This window comes from Klebsiella sp. HN106 (assembly GCF_051209435.1).
GTDB classification, from domain to species: Bacteria; Pseudomonadota; Gammaproteobacteria; order Enterobacterales; family Enterobacteriaceae; genus Klebsiella; species Klebsiella oxytoca.
In genome coordinates, this window is record NZ_JBLURD010000020.1 from 1 (window position 1) to 21,085 (window position 21,085).

The window sequence follows — 21,085 nt, forward strand, 5'->3', positions numbered from 1 at the left end:
TCCGACAGCGATTCCGACTCTGACAGCGATTCGGACTCCGACAGCGATTCGGATAGCGACAGCGATTCGGACTCTGACAGCGACTCGGATTCGGACAGCGATTCGGACTCCGACAGCGATGCCGATTCGGACAGCGACTCGGATATCCCGCAAGCCAACGCGGATACCAATACCGCTCTGATCTTCGAGAATCATGACAACCTCGAGGGCCTGAACGGTACGATTACCCAACTGACAGGCGTGAACTTGCTTGGCGTGGTCGATGTTTCGTTGCTTAGCGGGAACAACTTTGATTTTACGGTTGCGAGTGGAACGACTCAGGATGTGGCGCTGGATATCTCCGGCGGTACAACGCTGAGCTCGGCGGCGCTGATCAATACGCTACTGCTTCTGCTGGGTGGGACGGATACCTTCAAGGCCGATCTCGCGGTGATTAATACGGTGACCGGAGAAGTGGTTGCGCTAGCATCGAATGCGGTGACTATTACGGCGGGAGGCGTCAGCCTGGATTACAGCGGCAGCGCCAGCTTCAGCGACCTGCCGGAGGGGAACTACACGGTAGTGATATCGTCGCCGACGAATACTGGCCTGCTGCCGACGTTGGTAAACTTCCTGGCGAATATCAGCGTAGCGACAGCGGTCGATGTGGCGGTAACCGACTCTGTAGGATACGAATCCGCGATCATCAGCGGTAACGTACTGCAGACGGATGCTGGCGGAGACGTAGGTGATATCGGTACGGGTATTACTGTGACCAGCATCGTTGCATCCTCGGTTTCGGGGGCATCGGCGCAGCAGGTTAGCTCAGGAGGAACGATCGTTGAGGGCGCCTACGGTAAGCTGGTGATCTATGCCGATGGTACTTATACCTATCAGGCGACCGGAGATGCTGATTCAGTCGGGCAAACGGAGGTATTTACCTACACCATCACGGATGCGGATGGCGATACGGCTACCACAACGCTGACCATTAATATCGGCCTGGCTGATGATACGGATAGCGATGCCGATTCTGACTCCGACAGCGATTCGGATTCTGACAGCGATTCGGATTCCGACAGCGATTCCGACTCTGACAGCGACTCGGATTCGGACAGCGACTCGGACTCTGACAGCGATTCTGACTCCGACAGCGACTCGGACTCTGACAGCGACTCCGATTCCGACAGCGACTCGGATTCAGACAGCGATTCTGACTCCGACAGCGATTCGGATTCAGACAGCGATTCTGACTCCGACAGCGACTCGGACTCTGACAGCGATTCGGATTCAGACAGCGATTCGGATTCCGACAGCGACTCGGATGCTGACAGCGATTCTGATTCGGACAGCGACTCGGATTCGGACAGCGATTCGGATTCGGACAGCGATTCGGATTCTGACAGCGACTCGGATGCTGACAGCGATTCTGATTCGGACAGCGACTCGGATTCGGACAGCGATTCGGATTCTGACAGCGACTCGGATAGCGACAGCGATTCCGACAGTGACTCGGACTCTGACAGTGATTCGGATTCCGACGGCGATTCGGATTCCGACAGCGATTCGGACTCGGACAGCGACTCGGATTCGGACAGCGACTCGGATTCGGACAGCGACTCGGACTCTGACAGTGACTCGGATTCCGACAGCGACTCCGATTCCGACAGCGATTCGGACTCTGACAGCGATTCGGATTCCGACAGCGATTCGGATTCTGACAGTGATTCGGATTCTGACAGCGACTCTGACTCCGACAGCGACTCTGACTCCGACAGCGATTCCGACTCCGACAGTGACTCGGATTCGGACAGCGACTCGGATTCTGACAGCGATTCCGACTCTGACAGCGACTCCGATTCCGACAGTGACTCGGACTCCGACAGCGACTCGGACTCGGACAGCGATTCTGACTCTGACAGCGACTCGGATTCGGACAGTGACTCGGACTCTGACAGCGATTCGGATTCCGACAGCGACTCGGATTCCGACAGCGACTCGGACTCTGACAGCGATTCGGATTCTGACAGCGACTCGGATTCTGACAGCGACTCGGATTCTGACAGTGATTCGGATTCCGACAGTGACTCCGACTCCGACAGCGACTCCGATTCCGACAGCGACTCGGATTCTGACAGCGATTCGGATTCAGACAGTGACTCGGACTCTGACAGCGATTCTGACTCCGACAGCGACTCGGACTCTGACAGCGATTCGGATTCCGACAGCGATTCCGACTCCGACAGCGATTCCGACTCCGACAGCGATTCCGACTCTGACAGCGACTCGGATTCCGACAGCGATTCCGACTCTGACAGCGACTCGGACTCTGACAGCGATATTGAGGCCAACCCCGATAGCAACAGCCCGGACGTTGTCGCGCTGGAAGGTAACCTGAACAACGTCAGCGGTACCAGCGGTCAACTGGTTGGCCTGACCTTGCTCAGCACCGTCGATGTCTCGCTGCTGGCGGGCAATAATCTGCGCTTTAGCGTGGGATCCGGCACCGTGGAGGATATGACGGTATCGGTGAACGGCAACTCGCTGCTGACGGCGAGCGGATTGCTGACCACTATCGTCAATCTGCTGGGGGCAGGAAATACCCTGAAGGCCGATCTGTCGGTGGTGAATACGGTCACCGGTGAAGTTGTGGCGATAGCGGAAAACAGCGTCTCTATCTCGGCGAGCCTGCTTGGCGGGCTCTCCTACAACGGCACGGTCTCCTTCGCCAATCTGCCGGCCGGTGACTACACCATGGTTATCTCTGCGCCGGAAAGTAACGGCACCCTGGTATCGTTGATCAACGCGCTGGCAGCGGCACAGGTGGCAAGCTTCGTCAACGTGGATGTGACGGATTCGGTTGGCTACAGCGTCGACGCCATTGAAGGTAACGTGCTGGATACAACCGCCAGCGGCGATATGCAGGATAGCGGTCAGGGCATCTCGGTCACCAGTGCGGTATCGGATTCCGTCGACGGATCGACCCCGGTCAATGTGACCAGCGCTGGCGTCGATATCACCGGAGCTTATGGGGTGCTGACGATTCACTCTGATGGCAGCTATAGCTACCAGTTGACCAAAGGCGGGGCCGCTATCGGTAAATCGGATGTCTTTAGCTATACCATTACCGATGAAGCGGGTAATACATCGACGACGAACCTGACGATTAATATCGGCGGCAATATCGAACCGGCGCAGGCCAATCCGGATGCTCAGGAAACGGATCTGACCGCGACGTTCGATACCCTCAACGGAGAAAGCGGTACTGTCGGGCAGCTCGTCGGCGTCTCGTTACTCGGTAACGTCAATGTTGGGTTACTTAACGGTAATAGCTTTGACTTTGATGTGGCCGCCGGCGCGAACGAAAAAGTGCTGCTGACGGTCTCAGGGAGCACCGGACTGAGTCTGGGCGCGGCACTGACGACGCTGCTGAGCCTGTTGGGCGGCGCATCGTCCTTCACGGCGGATCTCTCTATCATCGATAAGGCTACCGGAGAAGTCGTGCAGGTCCTGACAAACGCCGTCAACATTAACGTTAACGGCATCGGGCTCAGCCTCGGCTATAGCGGAGGCGGCTGGTCCTCGATGTTACCTTCAGGATCGTATACGGCGGTGGTCTCCTCACCGAATACCGGAGGCCTGCTGGGGGCCCTGCTGGACCTGAACCTGGGGACCTTTGTCAACGTCTCGGTCACCGATTCTGAGGGCTATCACACCGACAGCCTGACGGGCAACGTGCTGCAAAGCGATGGTGCAGGCGACGTAGCGGATACAGGAGTCAATATTAAGGTGACCAGCGTCACCGCCACCTCGGTTAACGGCGCTGAACCTAAGGAGGTCAGCGGCAGCGGAACGACGATAGAGGGCGCATGGGGATCGTTGACCATCCACAGCGACGGTAGCTATACCTATCAGCCTTATGGCGGAGTGAATAGCGTCGGTCAATCGGAAGTCTTTACTTACACCATTACTGACAGCCTCGGCCACACGGCGAGCACCACGCTGACGATCGATATCGATAGCCCGGCTTCGCTGGCGGTCAATGACCAGGTCACGCTGAACGTAGCAACGGCGCTGGCAACGGTGAATGTTCCGGCGATTGACACTGCGGGGCTGAACACAAGCGGTAAATCAACCACGGGAGGCGTATCAGCAACCAGGACCATCAACTTCAGCGTTGGGGCCGATCGCGAAATGGATACGCTCTCGGTGAAAGTGAACTACACCGCGAGTGGCTCGGTGGTCAATACCGTCAAAATAGACAGCACGGTCAGCATTTATCACGTGCTCAGCGATGGCAGTAAGGTTCTGGTATGGCAGGGCACGCCGACAGAGAGCTTGACCACCGTTATCGGCACTACAACAAACGCTGCGGATACGTTAACGCTGACGAATGTGGCATTGAGCGAAGGTAATTACGAGATGGTTCTGGTGTCTAAGGCAACCGCCACTCTTGATACTTTCTTAACGCCGGCACCGAATTATACCGTCGGGGCTTCGATAACCGGTACGACCATTGACACCGCGACGCACTACACGGTAGCGGGAACTAACGTCAGTGGAAATATACAGAACGGAAATAACTCAGGCGGTACGGAAGATTTCCATGGCGTACTGTACTCGTCTTACAGCGTCTCCGGACACACTTCCAGCGGCGCTGCGGAAACCTGGACTTTCCACAGCAATGGCAGTATCACGACCAGCAACGGGACTAACGTAAGCGCAACCAGCGTCACAATTTACGGTGACTATGGCACCCTGACGATGGCGAATAATGGTTCTTACACCTACAGTCTGAAGGCAGGAATGGATGTGTCGACCATCACGCATAAGGAAGTCTTTGCCTACTCGGTAAACGACAGCAATGGCGCTTCTTCCGCGGCGACGCTGACTATCGATCTGCATCCGCAGATTACCGGCAGCGTGAACGGCGACGACATCCACAGTACCGCTTACGACGATACCTTCACCCTGGGCATCGGGGCCGACACGGTAATCTACAACCTGCTGGCCGATGATAATACCGGCGGCAACGGAAGCGATACCTGGAAGGACTTCTCGGTTGCGCAAGGGGATCATATCGACGTATCGGCGCTGCTGGTCGGCTGGGATGGTAACAGCAGTAGCCTGGGCAATTATGTCACCTTGAGCTACGTGGGCAGTAATACGGTGGTATCTATCGACCGCGACGGTGGCGCAGGCGGCCATCAATCGACAACCTTAATCACGCTGGAAGGGGTGCATATCAATTCGCTCAACGAGCTGCTTGATACCAATAACTCCAATTAACTAGCTTAAATCGATGACGGCACAGGGAAGCGCCGTACAGATTATTTTATCGCGGAGGAATCATTCAGGTCAGTGAAGCGGGAGATCGCCGACTATCATTTAATAAAAATAATGATGCGGAAATTATTATATCCGTTTTTTCAGTGCGTGTTTTCTGAAGGGTAAATTTGATGCGTCTATTTATACAAAAAAGGAATGTCATAACCTGTGGCTATACAGCTCTATTAATCACGTTAAATCCGTCGCTTTCAGCTCATGCGGAAAATTCATATTTGCTACCGAATGATATTAGCAGCCAGCGTTTAACCGATAATCAGCAGGTCGCGGGGTATAACGACGAGATTATTAACAGTCAAACCCGAATATCCAGTCCGCTGGATATTAAAAAGGCGGTAAAAAACGCGGTGAACTGGCATCCCTCTATTACGCAGGAGGTCAGTAAGCTTCAGGAGATGGCGCAAAAAGTTGATGTGGCGAAAGCAAAATATTACCCGCAAATAAGTGCGGGTATGAATAATGGTTATACAAACACTTATTCTGATGCCGGATATACGCCATCGCTGGTCGTCTCAGTGTCGCAAATGCTTTACGACTTCGGCAAAGTGTCCAGTTCGGTGAGAGCAGCAGACTCCGGCGTGGCTCAGCAGCAGGCCACCGTGATGCTGAATATCGATCAGGTCGCTCACGATACCGCCGCGGCGGTAGTCCAGGTGCAGGGCTATCAAAAGCTGGTTGAAATCGCCAAAGCGCAGGTTAACTCGCTACAGCAGATCGGCGATCTTATTCGCCAGCGCAACGATGCGGGGGCATCTTCATTATCGGACGTTGTGCAGACCGATACCCGCGTGGAAGGCGCGCAATCCACGCTCCTGCAATATCAGGCGGCCCTTGAACGCTGGAAAGCCACGCTCGCGACCTATATCGGCATCGGCGGAATCGCGACGGTAACGGATGATGTCCCGCAGGGAATGGATGCCGCCTGCGCGGTATCCAAAATCGATTACCGTTCCGTTCCAGCGGTACTGGCGGCGCTGGCCCAGGCCGGTCAGGCGCAGGCGCAGCTGGATAACGCCAACGCGCAAATGCTGCCGACGATTTCCCTGGAACCGGAGGTGACCCATTACCTTAACGATAACTACGCCAACAGCGCGGTGCTGAATAAAACGCAATATTCCGCTTGGGTAAAAGTGCAAATGCCTATCTACCAGGGCGGGGCGATGACCGCCTCCCGAGACGCCGCCCAACAAAGTCTGGCGGCGGCGAATGCGGCGATCAAAACCGCCCAGCTGGACGCCAGCCAGAAGCTGAACGCCTCTCGCGATGAAGCGGTCAATCTTGCCCAGTCGCTGGGGATTCAGAAACGACAGCAGCAGCTGGGCGAGCAAACCCGGGCGCTGTACCAGGATCAGTATCTCCAGCTCGGTTCACGGCCGCTGCTGGATCTGCTCAACGTCGATCAGGAAATTTACCAGGCCAGATTTAGCCAGGTCCTGACGGAATCACAACTGCGCTCGCTGGAGCTGGACTGCCTGTTCAGCACCGGCAAGATGCGCACGGTGTTCGCGCTGGAAAATCAAAATATCCAGGGCGTGGAGATCCGCCCATGACCCCACAAGATGAACGTGCCGGAATACCGCACTTGTCCGATTGGTCGAATGCGATTGCCTTTATTGCCAACCACTATCGACAAAGTTTTTCTCCCGGAACGCTACATGCGGCTGCCGAATGGGCGACGCAGAAAACGCTGCCCGAAGCGCTCCGGCACCTGGCGCGCCACGCCGGATTACACTGCCAGTTTTTATCCGCCACCGATCAGAAAATGTCGGCCTGGCGGCTACCGCTCGTTATCCAGCTGCGCGATGGCCAGGTGGCGATAGTTGAAAGCTTTGACGTCAATAATGCCGTCGGGGTGCGGTTCGTGAAGGAGCTGTCGCTGCTCAGCTACTGCCCGCTGGAAACTCTGCTGCCGGAAATTGACAAGACCGTTGCTTTTCGCCCGTCGGCTCCGGAAAGGGATATTCGCACAGAAAGCTATCTGACCCGCTTTCAGCCGGACTGGCTGCGTAAAATTGTGCTGAAAGATCTTCGCCCCTATATGCACGTCATGCTGGCTTCGTTCGCCATTAACGTTCTGGCGCTGAGCGGGATTCTGTTTTCGATGCAGGTATACGATCGGGTGATCCCGGCCCAGTCTTATCCCACTCTTTATGTCCTGTTCAGCGGCGTATTGCTGGCGGCGGTATTTGCTTTTGCGCTGAAAATTATGCGCGGACACGTCACGGATCTGCTCGGCAAACGTGGGGATATTCGGGTCTCGGACCGGGTTTTCGGCCACGCGTTGCGCCTGAAAAACAGCGCAGTGCCGCGCTCAACGGGGAGCTTTATTTCGCAAATCCGCGAGCTGGAGCAGGTGCGCGAAATGATGACCTCAACGATGATGACCATCGTGGCGGATTTACCGTTCTTTTTGCTGTTCCAGGTGGTGCTGTTTATCGTCTCGCCGTGGCTAAGCTGGATAGCGCCGGTGGCGACGGTTCTGATGATCCTGCCCGGCCTGCTATTGCAGCGCAAGCTCGCGGCGCTGGCCAACAAAAATCAGCACGAAAATACCTTACGAAACGCCATTCTGGTGGAGAGTATTCAGGGTTTGCAGGACATCAAAATGATGCAGGCGGAAAGCCGCTTTTTGCATCAGTGGAATAGCTATATTGCGATTACCGCCGAGTCGGGGGTCAGAACGCGCAGGCTCACTCACGGCCTGGTCAGCTGGGGAATGTCGGTACAAAACCTGCTATACGCCACGGTAGTGGTGGTCGGCGCGCCGCTGGTGATTAATGGCGACATCACCACCGGGGCCATGGTGGCGGCATCGATGCTTTCAACCCGCATGGTCGCGCCGATGACCGCGCTGTGCGGCGTGCTTGCTCGCTGGCAGCAGGTGAAAACGGCGAAGGCCAGCCTCGATAATCTGATGGCGCTACCGGTCGAAGGCGGCCAGGACGAACCCCGGGTTCACCGCGCCGTGCTGCACGGTAACTATGAGTTCCGCCAGGCGGAATTCCGCTACGGCCTTAACGACGCCGCGATTCCGCTGCGAATTAACCAGCTATCGATTAAAGCCGGTGAGAGAATCGCCATCCTTGGGCGAATCGGCGCCGGTAAATCGACCCTATTGCAGGCGATGATGGGCAACGTCGAGCTGGTCGCCGGCGAACTGCGGCTGGATGATTTAAGCCTGCCGCAGATCGACCTTGCGGATATTCGCCGCAACGCCACTTTGCTCACCCAGGAGGCGCGGCTGTTTCACGGCACCCTGCGCGAGAATTTAATCCTTGGGCGGCCAGCGGCGACGGATGATGAAATCTTCTCGGTGCTTACCCTGTGCGGCGCTCTGGAGTTTGTACGCAAACTGCCCCTCGGCCTCGAACATATTGTCATGGAAGGCGGGGTGGGGCTTTCAGGCGGCCAGCGCCAGTCGCTGCTGCTGGCCAGAACCCTGCTGCGCGATCCGAACATCGTCCTGCTTGATGAACCGACCTCTTATTTCGACGAGCGAACGGAAAAGGCCTTTGTGGAACAGCTGGCGCTGTGGGCCGGCGAGCGAACGATGATTATCGCCACGCATAAAGCGGCGGTGCTCAATATCGTTGACCGGATTCTGGTCATCCAGGATGGACAGCTGGCGCTGGATAAACCTAAAGCCACCGTCTTTGAACAAGAGAAAGCCCGCGGCCAGGTGGTGAATATATGAATAAGCTTCCCCTGATGGCGGATCATGACCCGGTGGCGCTGCTGCCGGATAACGAACAAGACGAAGCGAAGATCGTAAAATCGCGGCGGCTGATACTGCTGCTGGCCGGTATGCTGCTGGTGGGCGCTGTCTGGGCCTGGTTCGCCGTGCTGGATGAAGTCTCTACGGGCACCGGAAAAGTGATCCCCAGCTCCCGGGAGCAGGTGATTCAGACCCTCGATGGCGGCATCTTAACCGAGCTGAACGTGCAGGAGGGCAGCAAAGTGCAAGCCGGACAGGTCGTGGCGCGCCTCGACCCCACCCGCAGCGAATCTAACGTGGGGGAAAGCCAGGCGAAGTATCGCGCCTCTCTGGCGGCGAGCATTCGCTTAACTGCTGAGGTCAACAATCAGCCGCTGGTGTTTCCCGACACCCTGAAAGCCTGGCCCGCGCTGTTGGCGGAGGAGACCCGCCTTTACCATAGCCGCAAGGAGCAACTGAGCAAATCGACGCGTCAGCTGGATGAGTCGTTAAAGCTGGTCAATAGCGAACTGGCCATTACTGAAAAACTGGCGAAAACCGGGGCGGCGAGCAACGTCGAAGTGCTGCGTCTTCGTCAGCAGGTCGCGGATATTAGTTTTAAAAAAATCGATCTCAATACGCGTTATTTTGTTGACGCGCGTGAACAGCTGTCAAAAGCCAATGCCGATGTAGCCAGCCTGGCGGAAGTGATTAAAGGGCGCGCCGATTCGGTGACGCGTTTAACCGTCCGCTCGCCGGTACAGGGAATTGTTAAAAATATTAAGGTCAATACTATTGGTGGGGTTATTGCGCCCAATGGCGAATTGATGGAAATCGTGCCTGTAGACGGCCGTTTATTAATCGAAGCGCGGATCTCCCCTCGCGATATTGCTTTTATCCATCCCGACCAGCAGGCGCTGGTCAAAATTACCGCCTATGATTATGCCATCTATGGTGCACTTAACGGCGTGGTGGAAACCATATCGCCGGATACCACTCAGGATGAAGCTAAACCCGATATTTACTACTACCGGGTATTTATCCGTACTGATAATGATTACCTGGAGAATAAGAGCGGCAAGCGCTATTTAATTGGCCCGGGGATGATCGCTACCGTTGATATTAAGACTGGTGAAAAAACGGTTATGGATTATCTGGTAAAACCATTTAATCGGGCCAAAGAAGCATTACGGGAGCGCTAATCAAAGTGCGAACATCTTGTCGGCTACGGGTTCTCCGCCGTTTGCGGTCCGGGAGATGTGCCGGGGCTGATACCCCGGCGCGGTATACGGGAATGACAGGTCGGATAAGGCGTCATACGCCACCCGATAATAATGTGGCGCAATCTCTAAAACGAGTTTGTTTGCAGTCTCTGATAATAATTTTTAAACATCCAACGCATTCTTGAATAAATGGAGAGGGAAAGATGGCGCTAAGTGACTTACTGCAACAAGCTTGCTTTCAGGCCAAAAAATTGAAATCCACCGTGTTGCCCTCTGACTATCCGGCATGGGTGATCTTCTTTAGCGTCAGCGATGGCAAAGAGCGGGCGCATATGCATATCGCCAGCGGAACCAGCTTCGATCTCGCCTGGCTGGCGGGGGCCAGAGCGCTGCAGGAGTGGCGTAAAAAGCAGGCCAATGAACCGCAGTGGCTGCGTATCGACGTTGTGGACAGCGTGGAAAAGCTCAGCTGGCACTCCCTCAATGAGAAATTCAGAGTCACCAAGCGCAACTATTTTCGCTTTGGACTCGCGTTTGACCCGCAGTTTAGCTGTGCGATGCTAGAACAGGAAATCGCCGGCAACGCGCTGCTCTACGACGGCGATAATGGCGTCGTCGCGCCGAATAGCATCAATTTGCAAAACTACGGCCAGCGGCGGTTTAAGCAGACGCTTAGCTGGCCGGAGGATCCGCAGCAGCCTCTGTGGCGTTTTAAAACCCAGGCGGTCTTTTGCGATCGCTTTGGCGTAAAAGTCATTGAACATGCCGGGAGGGGCTCCGGCTATCGCGCCATTGGGGAAAACTGGCAGGAAGCGTGCCTGGCTGAGGTGATTAAAAAAGGCAGCGATTATCTGGCCCGTCAGGTCAGGAAAGACGGGCTGTATCATTATGGCTGGTTCCCCTGTTTCGATCGCCCGGTCCGTTCCTATAACGCGCTGCGCCACGCCAGCTCAACCTATTCGCTGATCGAAGGCTGGGAAGCGACGCGCCAGCCGTCGGTTCGCCAGGCCATAGACCGGGCGATTGCGTATCTGGTAAGCACGCTGATTGAGGTGCGGACGTTGGATGATGGGCGCGAGGCAGCGTTCCTCTGCGACGTTGGCGAGGAGATCAAGCTTGGCGGTAATGCCGTCAGCATCCTGGCGCTGGTAAAATATACCGAAACGACCGGAGACCGGCAGTACCTGCCGCTGATGGCGCAGCTGGCGACCGGTATTGCCTGGATGCAGGATCCGCAAAGCGGCCAATTTGTTCATGTATTAAATAGCCACGATCTGTCGTTGAAGGCCAAATTCCGCATTATCTACTACGATGGCGAAGCGGCGTTTGCCTTGATGCGCCTGTACGGCCTGACCAAAGAGCCGTTGTGGCTGGACGTGGTGGAAAAAGCCTTCGCCTATTTCATTCAAAACAAACACTGGCAGCATCACGACCACTGGCTGAGCTACTGCGTAAATGAATTAACCCGCTTCCGCCCGGAGGAGAAGTACTTTCGTTTTGGTCTCAATAATGTGCGCGATCATCTTGATTTCGTACTGCATCGTGTGACGACCTATCCCACGCTGCTGGAGCTAATGATGGCGGCGTCGGAAATGGTCACCCGGCTGGGCGCCTCGCCCGAGCACCGCCACCTGCTGGATGATTTTGACCAGCAAAAATTCTGGCAGGCGCTGGAAACCCGCGCCCGCTATTTGCTGAACGGCTTCTTCTGGCCCGAGCTGGCGATGTTCTTTAAAAATCCCGCGCGGATCGTTAACAGCTTCTTTATACGCCACCACAGCTACCGCGTACGTATCGATGACGTCGAACACTATCTCTCCGGCTTTATCGCCTATCAGAAATACCACTTAGCGGCAAAAAAGCCGTCGCTCCAGCAGGACAACGCGCCGTCGTCGATTGATGCGACGCCCGTTTTTCTGCTGGAGACGCTACGCGATGTCGGTAACGGTATCGAGGTGGCCGCCATGCGGCGGGCGAAGCTGTTCACCGAACATCTGCGCGCCGTACCCTGGCTGATTACCGCGACGTGGAATCCCGAATTACCCACGGTGGTCAAGGCGCTGAAGGCGCGGGGGGCACTGCCCAAAGAGGTACCGGTTTATAACCTTTACCAGTGGTTAAGCGACTGCCTGGAGATGAACGCGATTGCGACGCTGGAGCCGCTGGTGGGGAGTATTGAACTCAGGCATGTCGTCAATCCCGACGCGGACCTGCCGGTGGGAAAACAGAACTTCCTGCTACGCCCGCAGGGGAAAATTATCGAAGATTATATCGATAGCGCCGGCAATATTCTGCTGCGTAAAAGCTTTGATGAGAAGAAAGGCAACCTGCGGCTCAGCGCTCTGGAAATTGCCCTCGCCGGGGGCGACGTCAAACGCTTTACTCTGGAGGAGGACTTTTTTTCGTGGATGCTGGAAACCATGCTGGCGGGGAAAGGGCGTTGGCACTTTATCGTGGATAAAAATAAAACGTGGAAAAACTTCGTCTGTTCACGGCCAGCTCAGCGTATGGCCTGCTCATTAAGCGCCATTATTCACTCCCATCATCAGCTCTCTAACGGCGCGCTGAAAAGCTCATATCGACACCTCCTGGAGCAGCCGGATCTCGTCGACCAGTTGATTATCCTCACCGATGAGCAGTGGCAGGATTTGCAGCAGGAGGGATTCCCGGCTACGCAGATGGCGGTGATCCCCAACCATCTCGATAACGGCAATATTCCGGCAAACCCGCAGAAAGTGCCGTCACAAACGGTTATCTACCTCGCGCGTTACTCGGAGGAGAAGCAGCACGCCTTACTGCTGAGCGCCTTTCGTAAAGTGCTGGCGGTTATCCCCGATGCGCAGCTGCACACTTATGGCGTAGGGCCGCTGCGGCGCAGCCTGAGCGTGCAGGTGGCGGAGTGGGGGCTGGCGCAGGCGATCCATATCAATGGCTTCACGTCCGATATCGCCCAGGCGCATAAAACGGCCTGCTGTACCGTGCTTTGTTCGACTCAGGAAGGGCAGTCTATTTCCGCCGTGGAGGCGATGGCCTACGGTACCCCGCTGATTAGCTTTGCTATCAAATACGGTCCGCGCGACATCCTGCAGGACAGGCAAGCGGGGATGCTGGTTCCCTGCGGCGATGAAGAAGCTCTGGCGGCGGCGTTGATCAAGGTTATCGCGGACAAAACGCTACAGCAAAGTATGCGGCAGGCCGCGCTGCGCAACGCTCAACGCTATTATGCCAGCGCCATCGCCGAACACTGGGCGGCGTGGCTGCAGGCCAGCGAGCGGCTGATGGCAGCGCAGGCGAAGGCGGATATCGGCCTGGCCAGCAAGAGTCCACAGGCGGCAAGCGTTGGGTAACCGTCCGTGTCCGTTTCCCCTGCGCTCGCCGCAGGAGAGGCCATGAGGCGAGTCGTCGCGCTGCTGCTGGCCTGCGGCGGCTGTGCGCCGCTGCTGGCCCGTGACGTGGTGCAGGTTGCCCGCTGCGTGCCAGGATCGCTGCTGCACAATCATCATCTGGAAAAAGCGCACGTTGTCGATGAGTTTCATATTTATTACAGCCTGCAGGGTAAGGACGCCCTGCAATATCCGCAGGATAGTACCGGCGATGGCGTGCCGGATGTCGTGAAAGACATCGCGAGCCAGCTCCAGGCTGCAAAATATCTTTACACCTCGCTGCTGGGTCTACGCCCGCCGCTGCAGCAGAAAATTTATACCCAGGCCCGACAAATTAATATCTACCTGCTGACGCTTCCCAAAGGTCACGGCCTGGCCTTTGACCGCGTGGCGGCGGAGACCATGAGCGATGGCGCGACGCTCCCCTGCGGTTTAAAAATTGTCCTCAATGCGGCCCGGCGGCCGGCGCGCAACGTTACGCCCGCCCATGAATTGTTCCATTTGTATCAGTACGGCTACGCGGTTTTTAAACAGAAATGGTATCTGGAAGGCATGGCGCGCTGGATGGAAAATGCATTCAGGCCCGCGGAGCAAAGCATCTTGCCGTTAGCCGCCCCGCCCGTTTGCGAAAATTATTTCTCGCGCGGCTACGGCGCGGCAAGCTTTTGGGCCAGCTACGCGCAGCAGTCGTTTGCCGCCACCATATTGCCGGACCACGCGCTGGTGTATCGCTACATCGACGGTGGTCCTGTGTTTAAAATTCAGGTTTTACCGGGTGGGGCGATGCTCGCGCCGTTTTTTCAACAGCTTGCGCTTAATAGCGAGGGCATTTCACGTGAGATGAAGCTGGCTAATACCCGCTGGAGTGAAAAACAGCAGCGTGACGGACGGTTCAATAACCAGATATGCCAGGCGCTGGCAGCGACTGCAAAATGATAGGGTAATAAAAAACCCGCAGCGCGGGTTTTAGATTAGTTGCGCAATCGCGGTGCCTGCAGCTGCTGGCGTATGGTTCTCGCCAGCTCGTCCAGAGACGGTTGCTCCGGATGCTCGTCGCTGGGCTCGCTGCTTAGCTGCGCTTCTGCAAGATAAGTGTGAATCGGCTGGCCATCGTCATCTTCCATCACCACGTGATACCAGGGCGCAAGACGCAAATCGTCGTTAGCGGCGATTTCGTCCACTTCCGGCTCCGTGAGCGAATATTCTGGATCGACATCGACGATTACGCCCAGGTAGCCCAGAAGCGTGTGGCGAACTTGTTGGCCGATACCGAATTTGCTGGCTATCATAAGCACCTCCCGGGTTACATGATTACCTGCTATATGCGGGCCGATTCTCCATTTTCAAGTTACATAATGCGACAAGCAAACCCTTTCAGATATAGCCCTTCCGGATAGGTTGCAATCACCGGGTGATCGGCAGCCTGACGGAACTGTTCTATAAATTGTACATCACGTCCGGCATCCAGGGCGGCATCGGCGATGATTTTCTGAAATAAATCGGTGGTCATCAGGCCGGAGCAGGAGAAGGTCAACAGAATGCCGCCGGGGTTCAGGAGCTGGATCGCCAGCATATTGATATCTTTATAGCCGCGGCAGGCGCCCATCAGCTGGCTTTTGTTTTCGACAAACTTTGGCGGGTCCATCACGATGACATCAAACTTTTCGCCTGAATCGCGATATTTACGCAACAGCTTGAACACATCGTCACGGACGAATTCCGCTTTCGATAAATCCAGCTTATTCAGCTCAACGTTCTGTCTGGCGACGTCCAGCGCTTCCTGCGACGTATCGACGCTGACAACCTGACGGCAGCCGCCCATCAGCGCAGAGATGGCAAAACCGCCGGTATAGGAGAAGCAGTTCAGCACACGTTTATCCGCAACATAGCGACGCGTCGCCAGGCGGCTGTCGCGCTGGTCAAGGTAATAGCCGGTTTTGTGGCCGCCCTGAATGTCGACCAGCAGCTGCATACCGTGCTCGGTAATCGGCAGCAGGGCAGGCGGCAGTTCACCGATCACCGGCCCTTGCGCCAGCTCCAGGCCCTCTTTTTTACGTACCGCGACATCGCTACGATCGTAGATGGCGCAGTTCGGGAACAGCGTTTGCAGCGCGCTGACAATTGACGCGCGCTGATATTCAGCGCCGGCGCTCAGCAGCTGCAGCACAAAAAAGTCGCCAAAACGATCGATGGTAACGCCCGGCAGGCCGTCGGATTCTCCGGCAATCAGGCGGTAGCTATCGAGCCCGTCGCGGGCCGCCAGCCACTCACGCCAGGTGTGCGCCTGCTGCAGGCGACGCTCGAAAAAGGCGTTATCAATGGCTTCAGTGCGATCGAAGCTCCAGACGCGGGCGCGGATCTGCGACGAAGGCGAATAGGCGCCGCGGGCCAGCCATTTTCCCTGTGAATCCACAATATCGATGGTTTCACCTGAACGGGCTTTACCTTCCATCCGGGCGACGGCGCCGGAGAAAATCCACGGATGGCGACGCAGCAGGGATTTCTCGCGTCCTTTGGTTAACACTAAGCGGGGGAAAATGGAGTCTGTCATGGAGCTACCTTTAAGCAACGGGAATATCGGCACCGAAAAATGGCGCGTAGATTAGCACAAGTGGCTGTGGCAAGCACCATTCCACCGCTATCGGCAGGTGAGCGTTTCGGCACAAAATGCAGGCGCTTTGGCACAATAAAAATCTCGCCGCGATCTTACAGTATTTCCTCAACCGACGGAGGAGAATACGATGAAAACAGGATTGAAATGGGCTGTCGCAATAATGGTTATTATGAGCGGAACGGCGAATGCCGCAGCGTTTAGCATCAGCAGCGTAGATATGCGCGATGGCGAGTCTCTGGCGCAGAATCACTGGTTTGGCGGCTTTGGCTGCACCGGCGGCAATGTATCACCGCAGATCGCCTGGCAAAATGCCCCCGCGGGTACCCGTAGTTTCGCGGTGACCGCTTATGACCCGGATGCGCCGACCGGGAGCGGCTGGTGGCACTGGACGGTGGTGAATATTGCCCAACAGGTGACAAGTTTAGCCGCTGGCGCCGGAGACAAAAATAACGCTAAACTGCCTGCCGGGGCGGTACAGGGGCGCAATGACTTTGGCTATGCGGGTTTTGGCGGCGCGTGCCCGCCGGCCGGAGATAAACCTCATCGCTACCGCTTTACGGTCTGGGCGCTTGATACCCCGACGCTGCCCATTGATAGCGCGGCCAGCGGGGCGTTAGTCGGATTTATGTTACACAGCCACGCCATCGCCAGCGCGCAGTTAACGGCGCTGGCCGTAAGATAACAAAAAGGGCGGCATGATGCGGAATATCAATTTTCACCATAATGCGCTAACGGCGGCGGAAATTACCACCCGCCGTCTATGCAAACTGCACCGCGTCACGCTGTTCTCGCCCGCGATCTGCCGGGTAAACCGCGGCAGTAAGGTCATTGTGCAGGGAGCCAGCGAGATGCTGGCAACGCCGCAGCAGCTGATCATTTTGCCCGCCGAGGTGGAACTGGAGGTCATAAATCAGCCGGAAAACGGGCTGTTTTGCTCCGATCTGCTGTCACTAACGCCCGAGCTGTTGGCCGATTTTAAGCATCGCTATATGAGCGAACCGCAGGTCGGTCGTTTGACTTCGCTTTGCGCGCCGCTGGCGCCGGAACTGTCGTTTATGTGGCAGAGCGTTCTGCAGGCGGTGCGGGAAGGGCTTTCGGCGGAGTTACAGCATCATCAGGCGATGGGGTTGCTGCTGGCGTTGTATCAGGCCGGATACGCCGGACCGCTGCTTAACGAACGGCGCGACGACATAACCGGTCAGGTCAGGCAGATTATTATGCTGTCGCCTGCCGAAGCGTGGAGCGTGGCGAAAGTCGCAAAAATGCTGTTTCTTGGCGAATCGACGCTGCGCCGCCGTTTGCAGCAGGAGTCCCGGAGCTTTCGCCAGATCGTGGAAGAGGTGCGGATGGCCTACGCGCTGGGGCAATTACAGTCGACGTCGCGGCCCATTGGCGACATTGCGCAAAGCAGCGGCTATCTGTCAGGCTCGCGCTTTACCGCCCGTTTTCGTCAGCACTATGGATTATTACCAAAGCATGTACGCTGAAAGAATTTGCTATCCTCTGTCATTGAGTCAATGTCCGGAAAGGAGAGAAAGCATGGCAACGGTTTGCACGATGGCGTGGGTATACGGTTCCGTTCAGGGCGTCGGATTTCGCTATTCTACCCAGCGCGAGGCGCTACAGCTTGGGCTAACGGGATACGCGCGCAACCTAGACGACGGCGGCGTGGAGGTGCTTGCCTGCGGAGAGCCGGAGCAGGTGGAGAAACTTATCGCCTGGCTGAAAGCCGGTGGGCCGCGCAGCGCGCGGGTGGACAGGGTTCTGACCGAGCCGCATCAACCCACCAGAGAGTGGCAGAAATTCGCCATTTTGTATTAGATACACTTTACCGGTTTAGGCAGACCGGCGATTTTTGTCGCCTGCTTAGCCGGGCCTTTCGGAAACAGGCGGTAAAGATAGCGGCTGTTGCCTTTCTCTTCGCCGAACTTGTTCGCCATGGCTTTCACCAGCATGCGTATTGCCGGTGAGGTGTTGAATTCCAGATAAAAATCGCGCACGAAGCGCACGACTTCCCAGTGTTCAACGGACAGGGCGATGCCCTCCTGTTCAGCAATAACGGTCGCCATCGCCTCGCTCCACAGGGTCGTATCCTTCAGATAGCCTTCGCTATCGGTCTCTATTTCGTTGCCTTCAAAGATAAACATGATTCTTCACATACCGCTGAAAATGGCGGCAGTGTAGCAAAAAATAAGGCCCCGCATAAGCGGGGCCTGAGTTGAGCCGGGGAGAGGATTAGTCTCTGCTGGCGAAGCCAAGGATGCTCAGCAGGCTGACGAAGATGTTGTACAGCGAGACGTACAGGCTTACGGTCGCGCGGATGTAGTTGGTTTCACCGCCGCGGATGATGTTGCTGGTCTCAAACAGGATGGCGCCTGAAGAAATCAGGATAAACACCGCGCTGATCGCCAGATGCAGAGCCGGCAGCTGCAGGAAAATATTGGCAACCATACCGATAAGCACCACAACCACGCCCGCCATCAGCATGCCGCCGAGGAAGGACATATCTTTACGGGTCGTCAGCACGTAGGCCGAGCAGCAGAAAAACACCAGCGCGGTTCCGCCCAGCGCCAGGCCAATCAGATCGCCCATGCCCGCAGACAGGTAGGCATTGAGCATCGGCCCCAGGATATAGCCAAGGAAGCCGGTAAAGGCAAACGCGGAAATAATGCCGGTAGGTTTATTTGCCGTTTTATAGGTCAGGAACATCAGGCCATACATGCCGACCAGCGTCAGAATCAGACCCGGCGAAGGCAGCATCAGTACCGTGCTGGCCGTCGCCGTAATGGCGGAAAATGCCAGCGTCAGGCTAAGCAAAAAATAGGTGTTCCGCAGAACTTTATGCGTGCTAAGCAGCGATGAACGGTCACGCGACGATGTAATTATACGATCCATGAGTCACTCTCTTATGACAGATGTAATTAATAATGAAGCATAAAAAAAACGAGGCCGAAGCCCTAATGCTTTTACCCATCTTTACTCAAAGTAAACGGGCTGGATTCAGCATTTTATTCCAGTAAAAGACGAATAAGTGGAATTTTTATTCATTTGCTTTCTGTGGCCAGATCGAAATCTGATAACTAACTGAAAAATATTGCGTTATAGCCATTCTGCGACTAACTCTGGAGAGGGTACAAACGAAGCGTAACAAAGGCAAGGGATATGAAATCACAAAAATATAATCACATCACGCGGGTACTGCTGGCTGTCGGTCTGTTCTCAATCACTCTCCCGGCGCTGGCCGCGCAGGTGCCGCCGGGAACGGTGCTGGCAGAGAAGCAGGAGCTGGTCAGAAATAACGGCAGCGAGCCGTCGTCGCTGGATCCGCATAAAGTCGAAAGCGACGTTGAAAACAATATCATTAGCGATCTTTTCGAAGGGCTGGTCAGCGTTTCGCCAGCAGGCGACATTCAGCCCCGGCTGGCGGAGAAGTGGGAGAATAAAGATAACACCGTCTGGACCTTCCACCTGCGTCCAGGTGCGACCTGGTCTGACGGGACGGCGATTACGGCGCAGGATATCGTCTGGAGCTGGCAGCGTCTGGTGTCGCCGCTCACGGCGTCCCCTTACGCGAGTTATCCCGGCAATATGCATATCGTCAACGGTGCGGAGATAGCGCGGGGGCAAAAAGCGCCCGAGACGCTGGGCGTCAGAGCGGTTGATGATGCGACCTTTGAGGTGACCTTAACCCAGCCGAATGCGGCGTTTTTGGCCATGCTGGCGCACCCGTCTCTGGTTCCGCTCGATAAAGTCCTCATTTCGCGCTACGGCGACAAGTGGACCAAACCGGAACATATGGTAACCAGCGGGCCCTACAAGCTGTCGCAGTGGGTGGTGAACGAGCGTATCGTCGCAGAGCGCAATCCGCGTTACTGGGATAACGCGCATACCGTCATCAATAAGGTGACCTATCTGCCGATAAGCTCTGAAGCCGCCGATATCAACCGTTACAAAGCGGGGGAGATCGACATCGTCTATACCGTGCCGATTAACCAGTTCGCCCAGCTTAAGAAAACTCTGGGCGAACAGCTGAATGTTTCGCCGCAGCTGGCGACCTACTATTACCAGTTCAATACGACCCGGCCGCCGTTTAATGACCCGCGCGTACGGCGGGCGCTGAATATGGCCCTCGATAAAGAGATTATCGCGGAGAAGGTACTGGGGCAGGGGCAGCGTCCTGCCTGGCTTGTCAGCCAGCCTGATATCGGAGGGGTGAAGCTGCACAATCCCGAATATGCCAGCTGGCCGCGCGATAAACGTATCGCCGAGGCGAAAAAACTGTTGAGCGAGGCCGGGTATAACGAGACCCATCCGCTGGTATTTAATTTGCTCTATAACACTTCGGAATCGCACCAGCGAATTGCCATCGCCGCAAGCTCAATGTGGAAAAAGAATCTTGGCGTCGAGGCGAAGCTGCAAAATCAGGAGTGGAAGACCATGCTCGACACCATGCACACGCATAATTTTGACGCCGTGCGCTACGCGTGGATTGCCGACTATGACGATGCCGCGACTTTTCTCAATACCTTCCGTACCGGCGATAGTGAAAATACCACTCAGTACAGTAATCCAGCCTACGATGAGGCGTTGCGCAATGCGGCAAAAGCGTCTGATACCGCGGCGCGGGGTCAGTTCTACCAGCAGGCGGAGGATTTACTAGGCCAGGATGTCCCGGCTATTCCGGTCTATCACTATGTGCGTACCCATCTGGTGAAGCCATGGGTCGGGGGTTTTACGCCGGATAAACTGGGGTATTACTACACCAAAGATATGTACATCAAAAAACATTAGGTCGGCGCGGGTAGTTTGCGCTGAATTTCTGCGCAAACTGCCTGAATTTCAGACG

14 protein-coding genes are annotated in these 21,085 nt (G+C 55.9%); 10 read left to right on the top strand and 4 right to left on the bottom strand.

Annotated elements, in window-relative coordinates; all coding sequences use genetic code 11:
* The 6 genes from ACSIPU_RS27240 to ACSIPU_RS27265 all read left to right on the top strand — a co-directional run.
* A partial coding sequence (locus tag ACSIPU_RS27240) for a beta strand repeat-containing protein (RefSeq protein WP_435322443.1) occupies positions 1 to 5,268 on the top strand: 5,268 nt, incomplete at its 5' end.
* A 170-nt stretch (positions 5,269 to 5,438) separates the two neighbouring features.
* Positions 5,439 to 6,875: a TolC family outer membrane protein gene (locus ACSIPU_RS27245; RefSeq protein ID WP_023320665.1), complete on the top strand. Its 1,437-nt coding sequence runs from the start codon at positions 5,439 to 5,441 to the stop codon at positions 6,873 to 6,875.
* Positions 6,872 to 9,019, top strand: coding sequence for a type I secretion system permease/ATPase (locus tag ACSIPU_RS27250; RefSeq protein ID WP_004100811.1), 2,148 nt, complete (start codon positions 6,872 to 6,874; stop codon positions 9,017 to 9,019). Before ACSIPU_RS27245 ends, ACSIPU_RS27250 begins: the two co-directional genes overlap by 4 nt.
* A complete protein-coding gene (locus tag ACSIPU_RS27255; RefSeq protein WP_196558048.1) occupies positions 9,016 to 10,221 on the top strand; it encodes an HlyD family efflux transporter periplasmic adaptor subunit in 1,206 nt (401 codons plus the stop codon). The genes ACSIPU_RS27250 and ACSIPU_RS27255 overlap by 4 nt, the downstream gene beginning before the upstream one ends.
* A 224-nt stretch (positions 10,222 to 10,445) precedes the next feature.
* Positions 10,446 to 13,589, top strand: coding sequence for a glycosyltransferase (locus tag ACSIPU_RS27260; RefSeq protein WP_196558047.1), 3,144 nt, complete (start codon positions 10,446 to 10,448; stop codon positions 13,587 to 13,589).
* A 42-nt stretch (positions 13,590 to 13,631) separates the two neighbouring features.
* A complete protein-coding gene (locus tag ACSIPU_RS27265; protein WP_105890013.1) occupies positions 13,632 to 14,561 on the top strand; it encodes a peptidase in 930 nt (309 codons plus the stop codon).
* A 35-nt stretch (positions 14,562 to 14,596) separates the two neighbouring features.
* Here ACSIPU_RS27265 and hspQ read toward each other — a convergent pair whose 3' ends face one another.
* Both hspQ and rlmI read right to left on the bottom strand, forming a co-directional pair.
* On the bottom strand, positions 14,597 to 14,914 hold the full coding sequence (gene hspQ, locus ACSIPU_RS27270) for a heat shock protein HspQ (RefSeq protein ID WP_004100817.1): 318 nt from the start codon (positions 14,912 to 14,914) through the stop codon (positions 14,597 to 14,599).
* 59 nt (positions 14,915 to 14,973) lie between these two features.
* On the bottom strand, positions 14,974 to 16,176 hold the full coding sequence (gene rlmI, locus ACSIPU_RS27275; RefSeq protein WP_004100820.1) for a 23S rRNA (cytosine(1962)-C(5))-methyltransferase RlmI: 1,203 nt from the start codon (positions 16,174 to 16,176) through the stop codon (positions 14,974 to 14,976).
* 190 nt (positions 16,177 to 16,366) lie between these two features.
* Here rlmI and ACSIPU_RS27280 point away from each other — a divergent pair, with 190 nt between their 5' ends.
* The 3 genes from ACSIPU_RS27280 to yccX are packed head-to-tail and all read left to right on the top strand — an operon-like array spanning position 16,367 to position 18,060.
* The gene (locus ACSIPU_RS27280) at positions 16,367 to 16,921 is read left to right on the top strand and encodes a YbhB/YbcL family Raf kinase inhibitor-like protein (protein ID WP_004100822.1); all 555 of its coding nucleotides are present in this window, start codon (positions 16,367 to 16,369) and stop codon (positions 16,919 to 16,921) included.
* Between the two features lie 16 nt (positions 16,922 to 16,937).
* A complete protein-coding gene (locus ACSIPU_RS27285; protein WP_004100823.1) occupies positions 16,938 to 17,726 on the top strand; it encodes a helix-turn-helix domain-containing protein in 789 nt (262 codons plus the stop codon).
* Positions 17,727 to 17,778: 52 nt separating this feature from the next.
* Positions 17,779 to 18,060, top strand: a complete 282-nt coding sequence (gene yccX, locus ACSIPU_RS27290; RefSeq protein ID WP_004100825.1) for an acylphosphatase — start codon at positions 17,779 to 17,781, stop codon at positions 18,058 to 18,060.
* Here the strand turns inward: yccX and tusE are convergent.
* Together tusE and yccA are read right to left on the bottom strand one after the other, a co-directional pair.
* Complete coding sequence (gene tusE, locus ACSIPU_RS27295; RefSeq protein ID WP_004100828.1) at positions 18,057 to 18,386, bottom strand: sulfurtransferase TusE; 330 nt, start codon at positions 18,384 to 18,386, stop codon at positions 18,057 to 18,059. The genes yccX and tusE overlap by 4 nt on opposite strands.
* An 88-nt stretch (positions 18,387 to 18,474) precedes the next feature.
* Complete coding sequence (gene yccA, locus ACSIPU_RS27300) at positions 18,475 to 19,134, bottom strand: FtsH protease modulator YccA (protein ID WP_004100829.1); 660 nt, start codon at positions 19,132 to 19,134, stop codon at positions 18,475 to 18,477.
* Positions 19,135 to 19,401: 267 nt separating this feature from the next.
* Between yccA and ACSIPU_RS27305 the strand changes: the two genes are divergently transcribed.
* Entirely contained in the window at positions 19,402 to 21,030 is a 1,629-nt protein-coding gene (locus tag ACSIPU_RS27305; RefSeq protein ID WP_064373894.1) for an ABC transporter substrate-binding protein, read from the top strand.
* The last annotated feature ends 55 nt before the right edge of the window (positions 21,031 to 21,085 follow it).

Bases quoted from the DNA above. Each gene is read 5' to 3' on its own strand.
- ACSIPU_RS27285 (WP_004100823.1), top strand. From the start codon at position 16,938: ATGCGGAATATCAATTTTCACCATAATGCGCTAACGGCGGCGGAAATT.
- yccA (WP_004100829.1), bottom strand. From the start codon at position 19,134: ATGGATCGTATAATTACATCGTCGCGTGACCGTTCATCGCTGCTTAGC.
- tusE (WP_004100828.1), bottom strand. From the start codon at position 18,386: ATGTTTATCTTTGAAGGCAACGAAATAGAGACCGATAGCGAAGGCTAT.
- hspQ (WP_004100817.1), bottom strand. From the start codon at position 14,914: ATGATAGCCAGCAAATTCGGTATCGGCCAACAAGTTCGCCACACGCTT.
- ACSIPU_RS27245 (WP_023320665.1), top strand. From the start codon at position 5,439: ATGCGTCTATTTATACAAAAAAGGAATGTCATAACCTGTGGCTATACA.
- ACSIPU_RS27305 (WP_064373894.1), top strand. From the start codon at position 19,402: ATGAAATCACAAAAATATAATCACATCACGCGGGTACTGCTGGCTGTC.
- ACSIPU_RS27250 (WP_004100811.1), top strand. From the start codon at position 6,872: ATGACCCCACAAGATGAACGTGCCGGAATACCGCACTTGTCCGATTGG.
- ACSIPU_RS27280 (WP_004100822.1), top strand. From the start codon at position 16,367: ATGAAAACAGGATTGAAATGGGCTGTCGCAATAATGGTTATTATGAGC.
- ACSIPU_RS27260 (WP_196558047.1), top strand. From the start codon at position 10,446: ATGGCGCTAAGTGACTTACTGCAACAAGCTTGCTTTCAGGCCAAAAAA.
- ACSIPU_RS27255 (WP_196558048.1), top strand. From the start codon at position 9,016: ATGAATAAGCTTCCCCTGATGGCGGATCATGACCCGGTGGCGCTGCTG.
- rlmI (WP_004100820.1), bottom strand. From the start codon at position 16,176: ATGACAGACTCCATTTTCCCCCGCTTAGTGTTAACCAAAGGACGCGAG.
- yccX (WP_004100825.1), top strand. From the start codon at position 17,779: ATGGCAACGGTTTGCACGATGGCGTGGGTATACGGTTCCGTTCAGGGC.
- ACSIPU_RS27265 (WP_105890013.1), top strand. From the start codon at position 13,632: ATGAGGCGAGTCGTCGCGCTGCTGCTGGCCTGCGGCGGCTGTGCGCCG.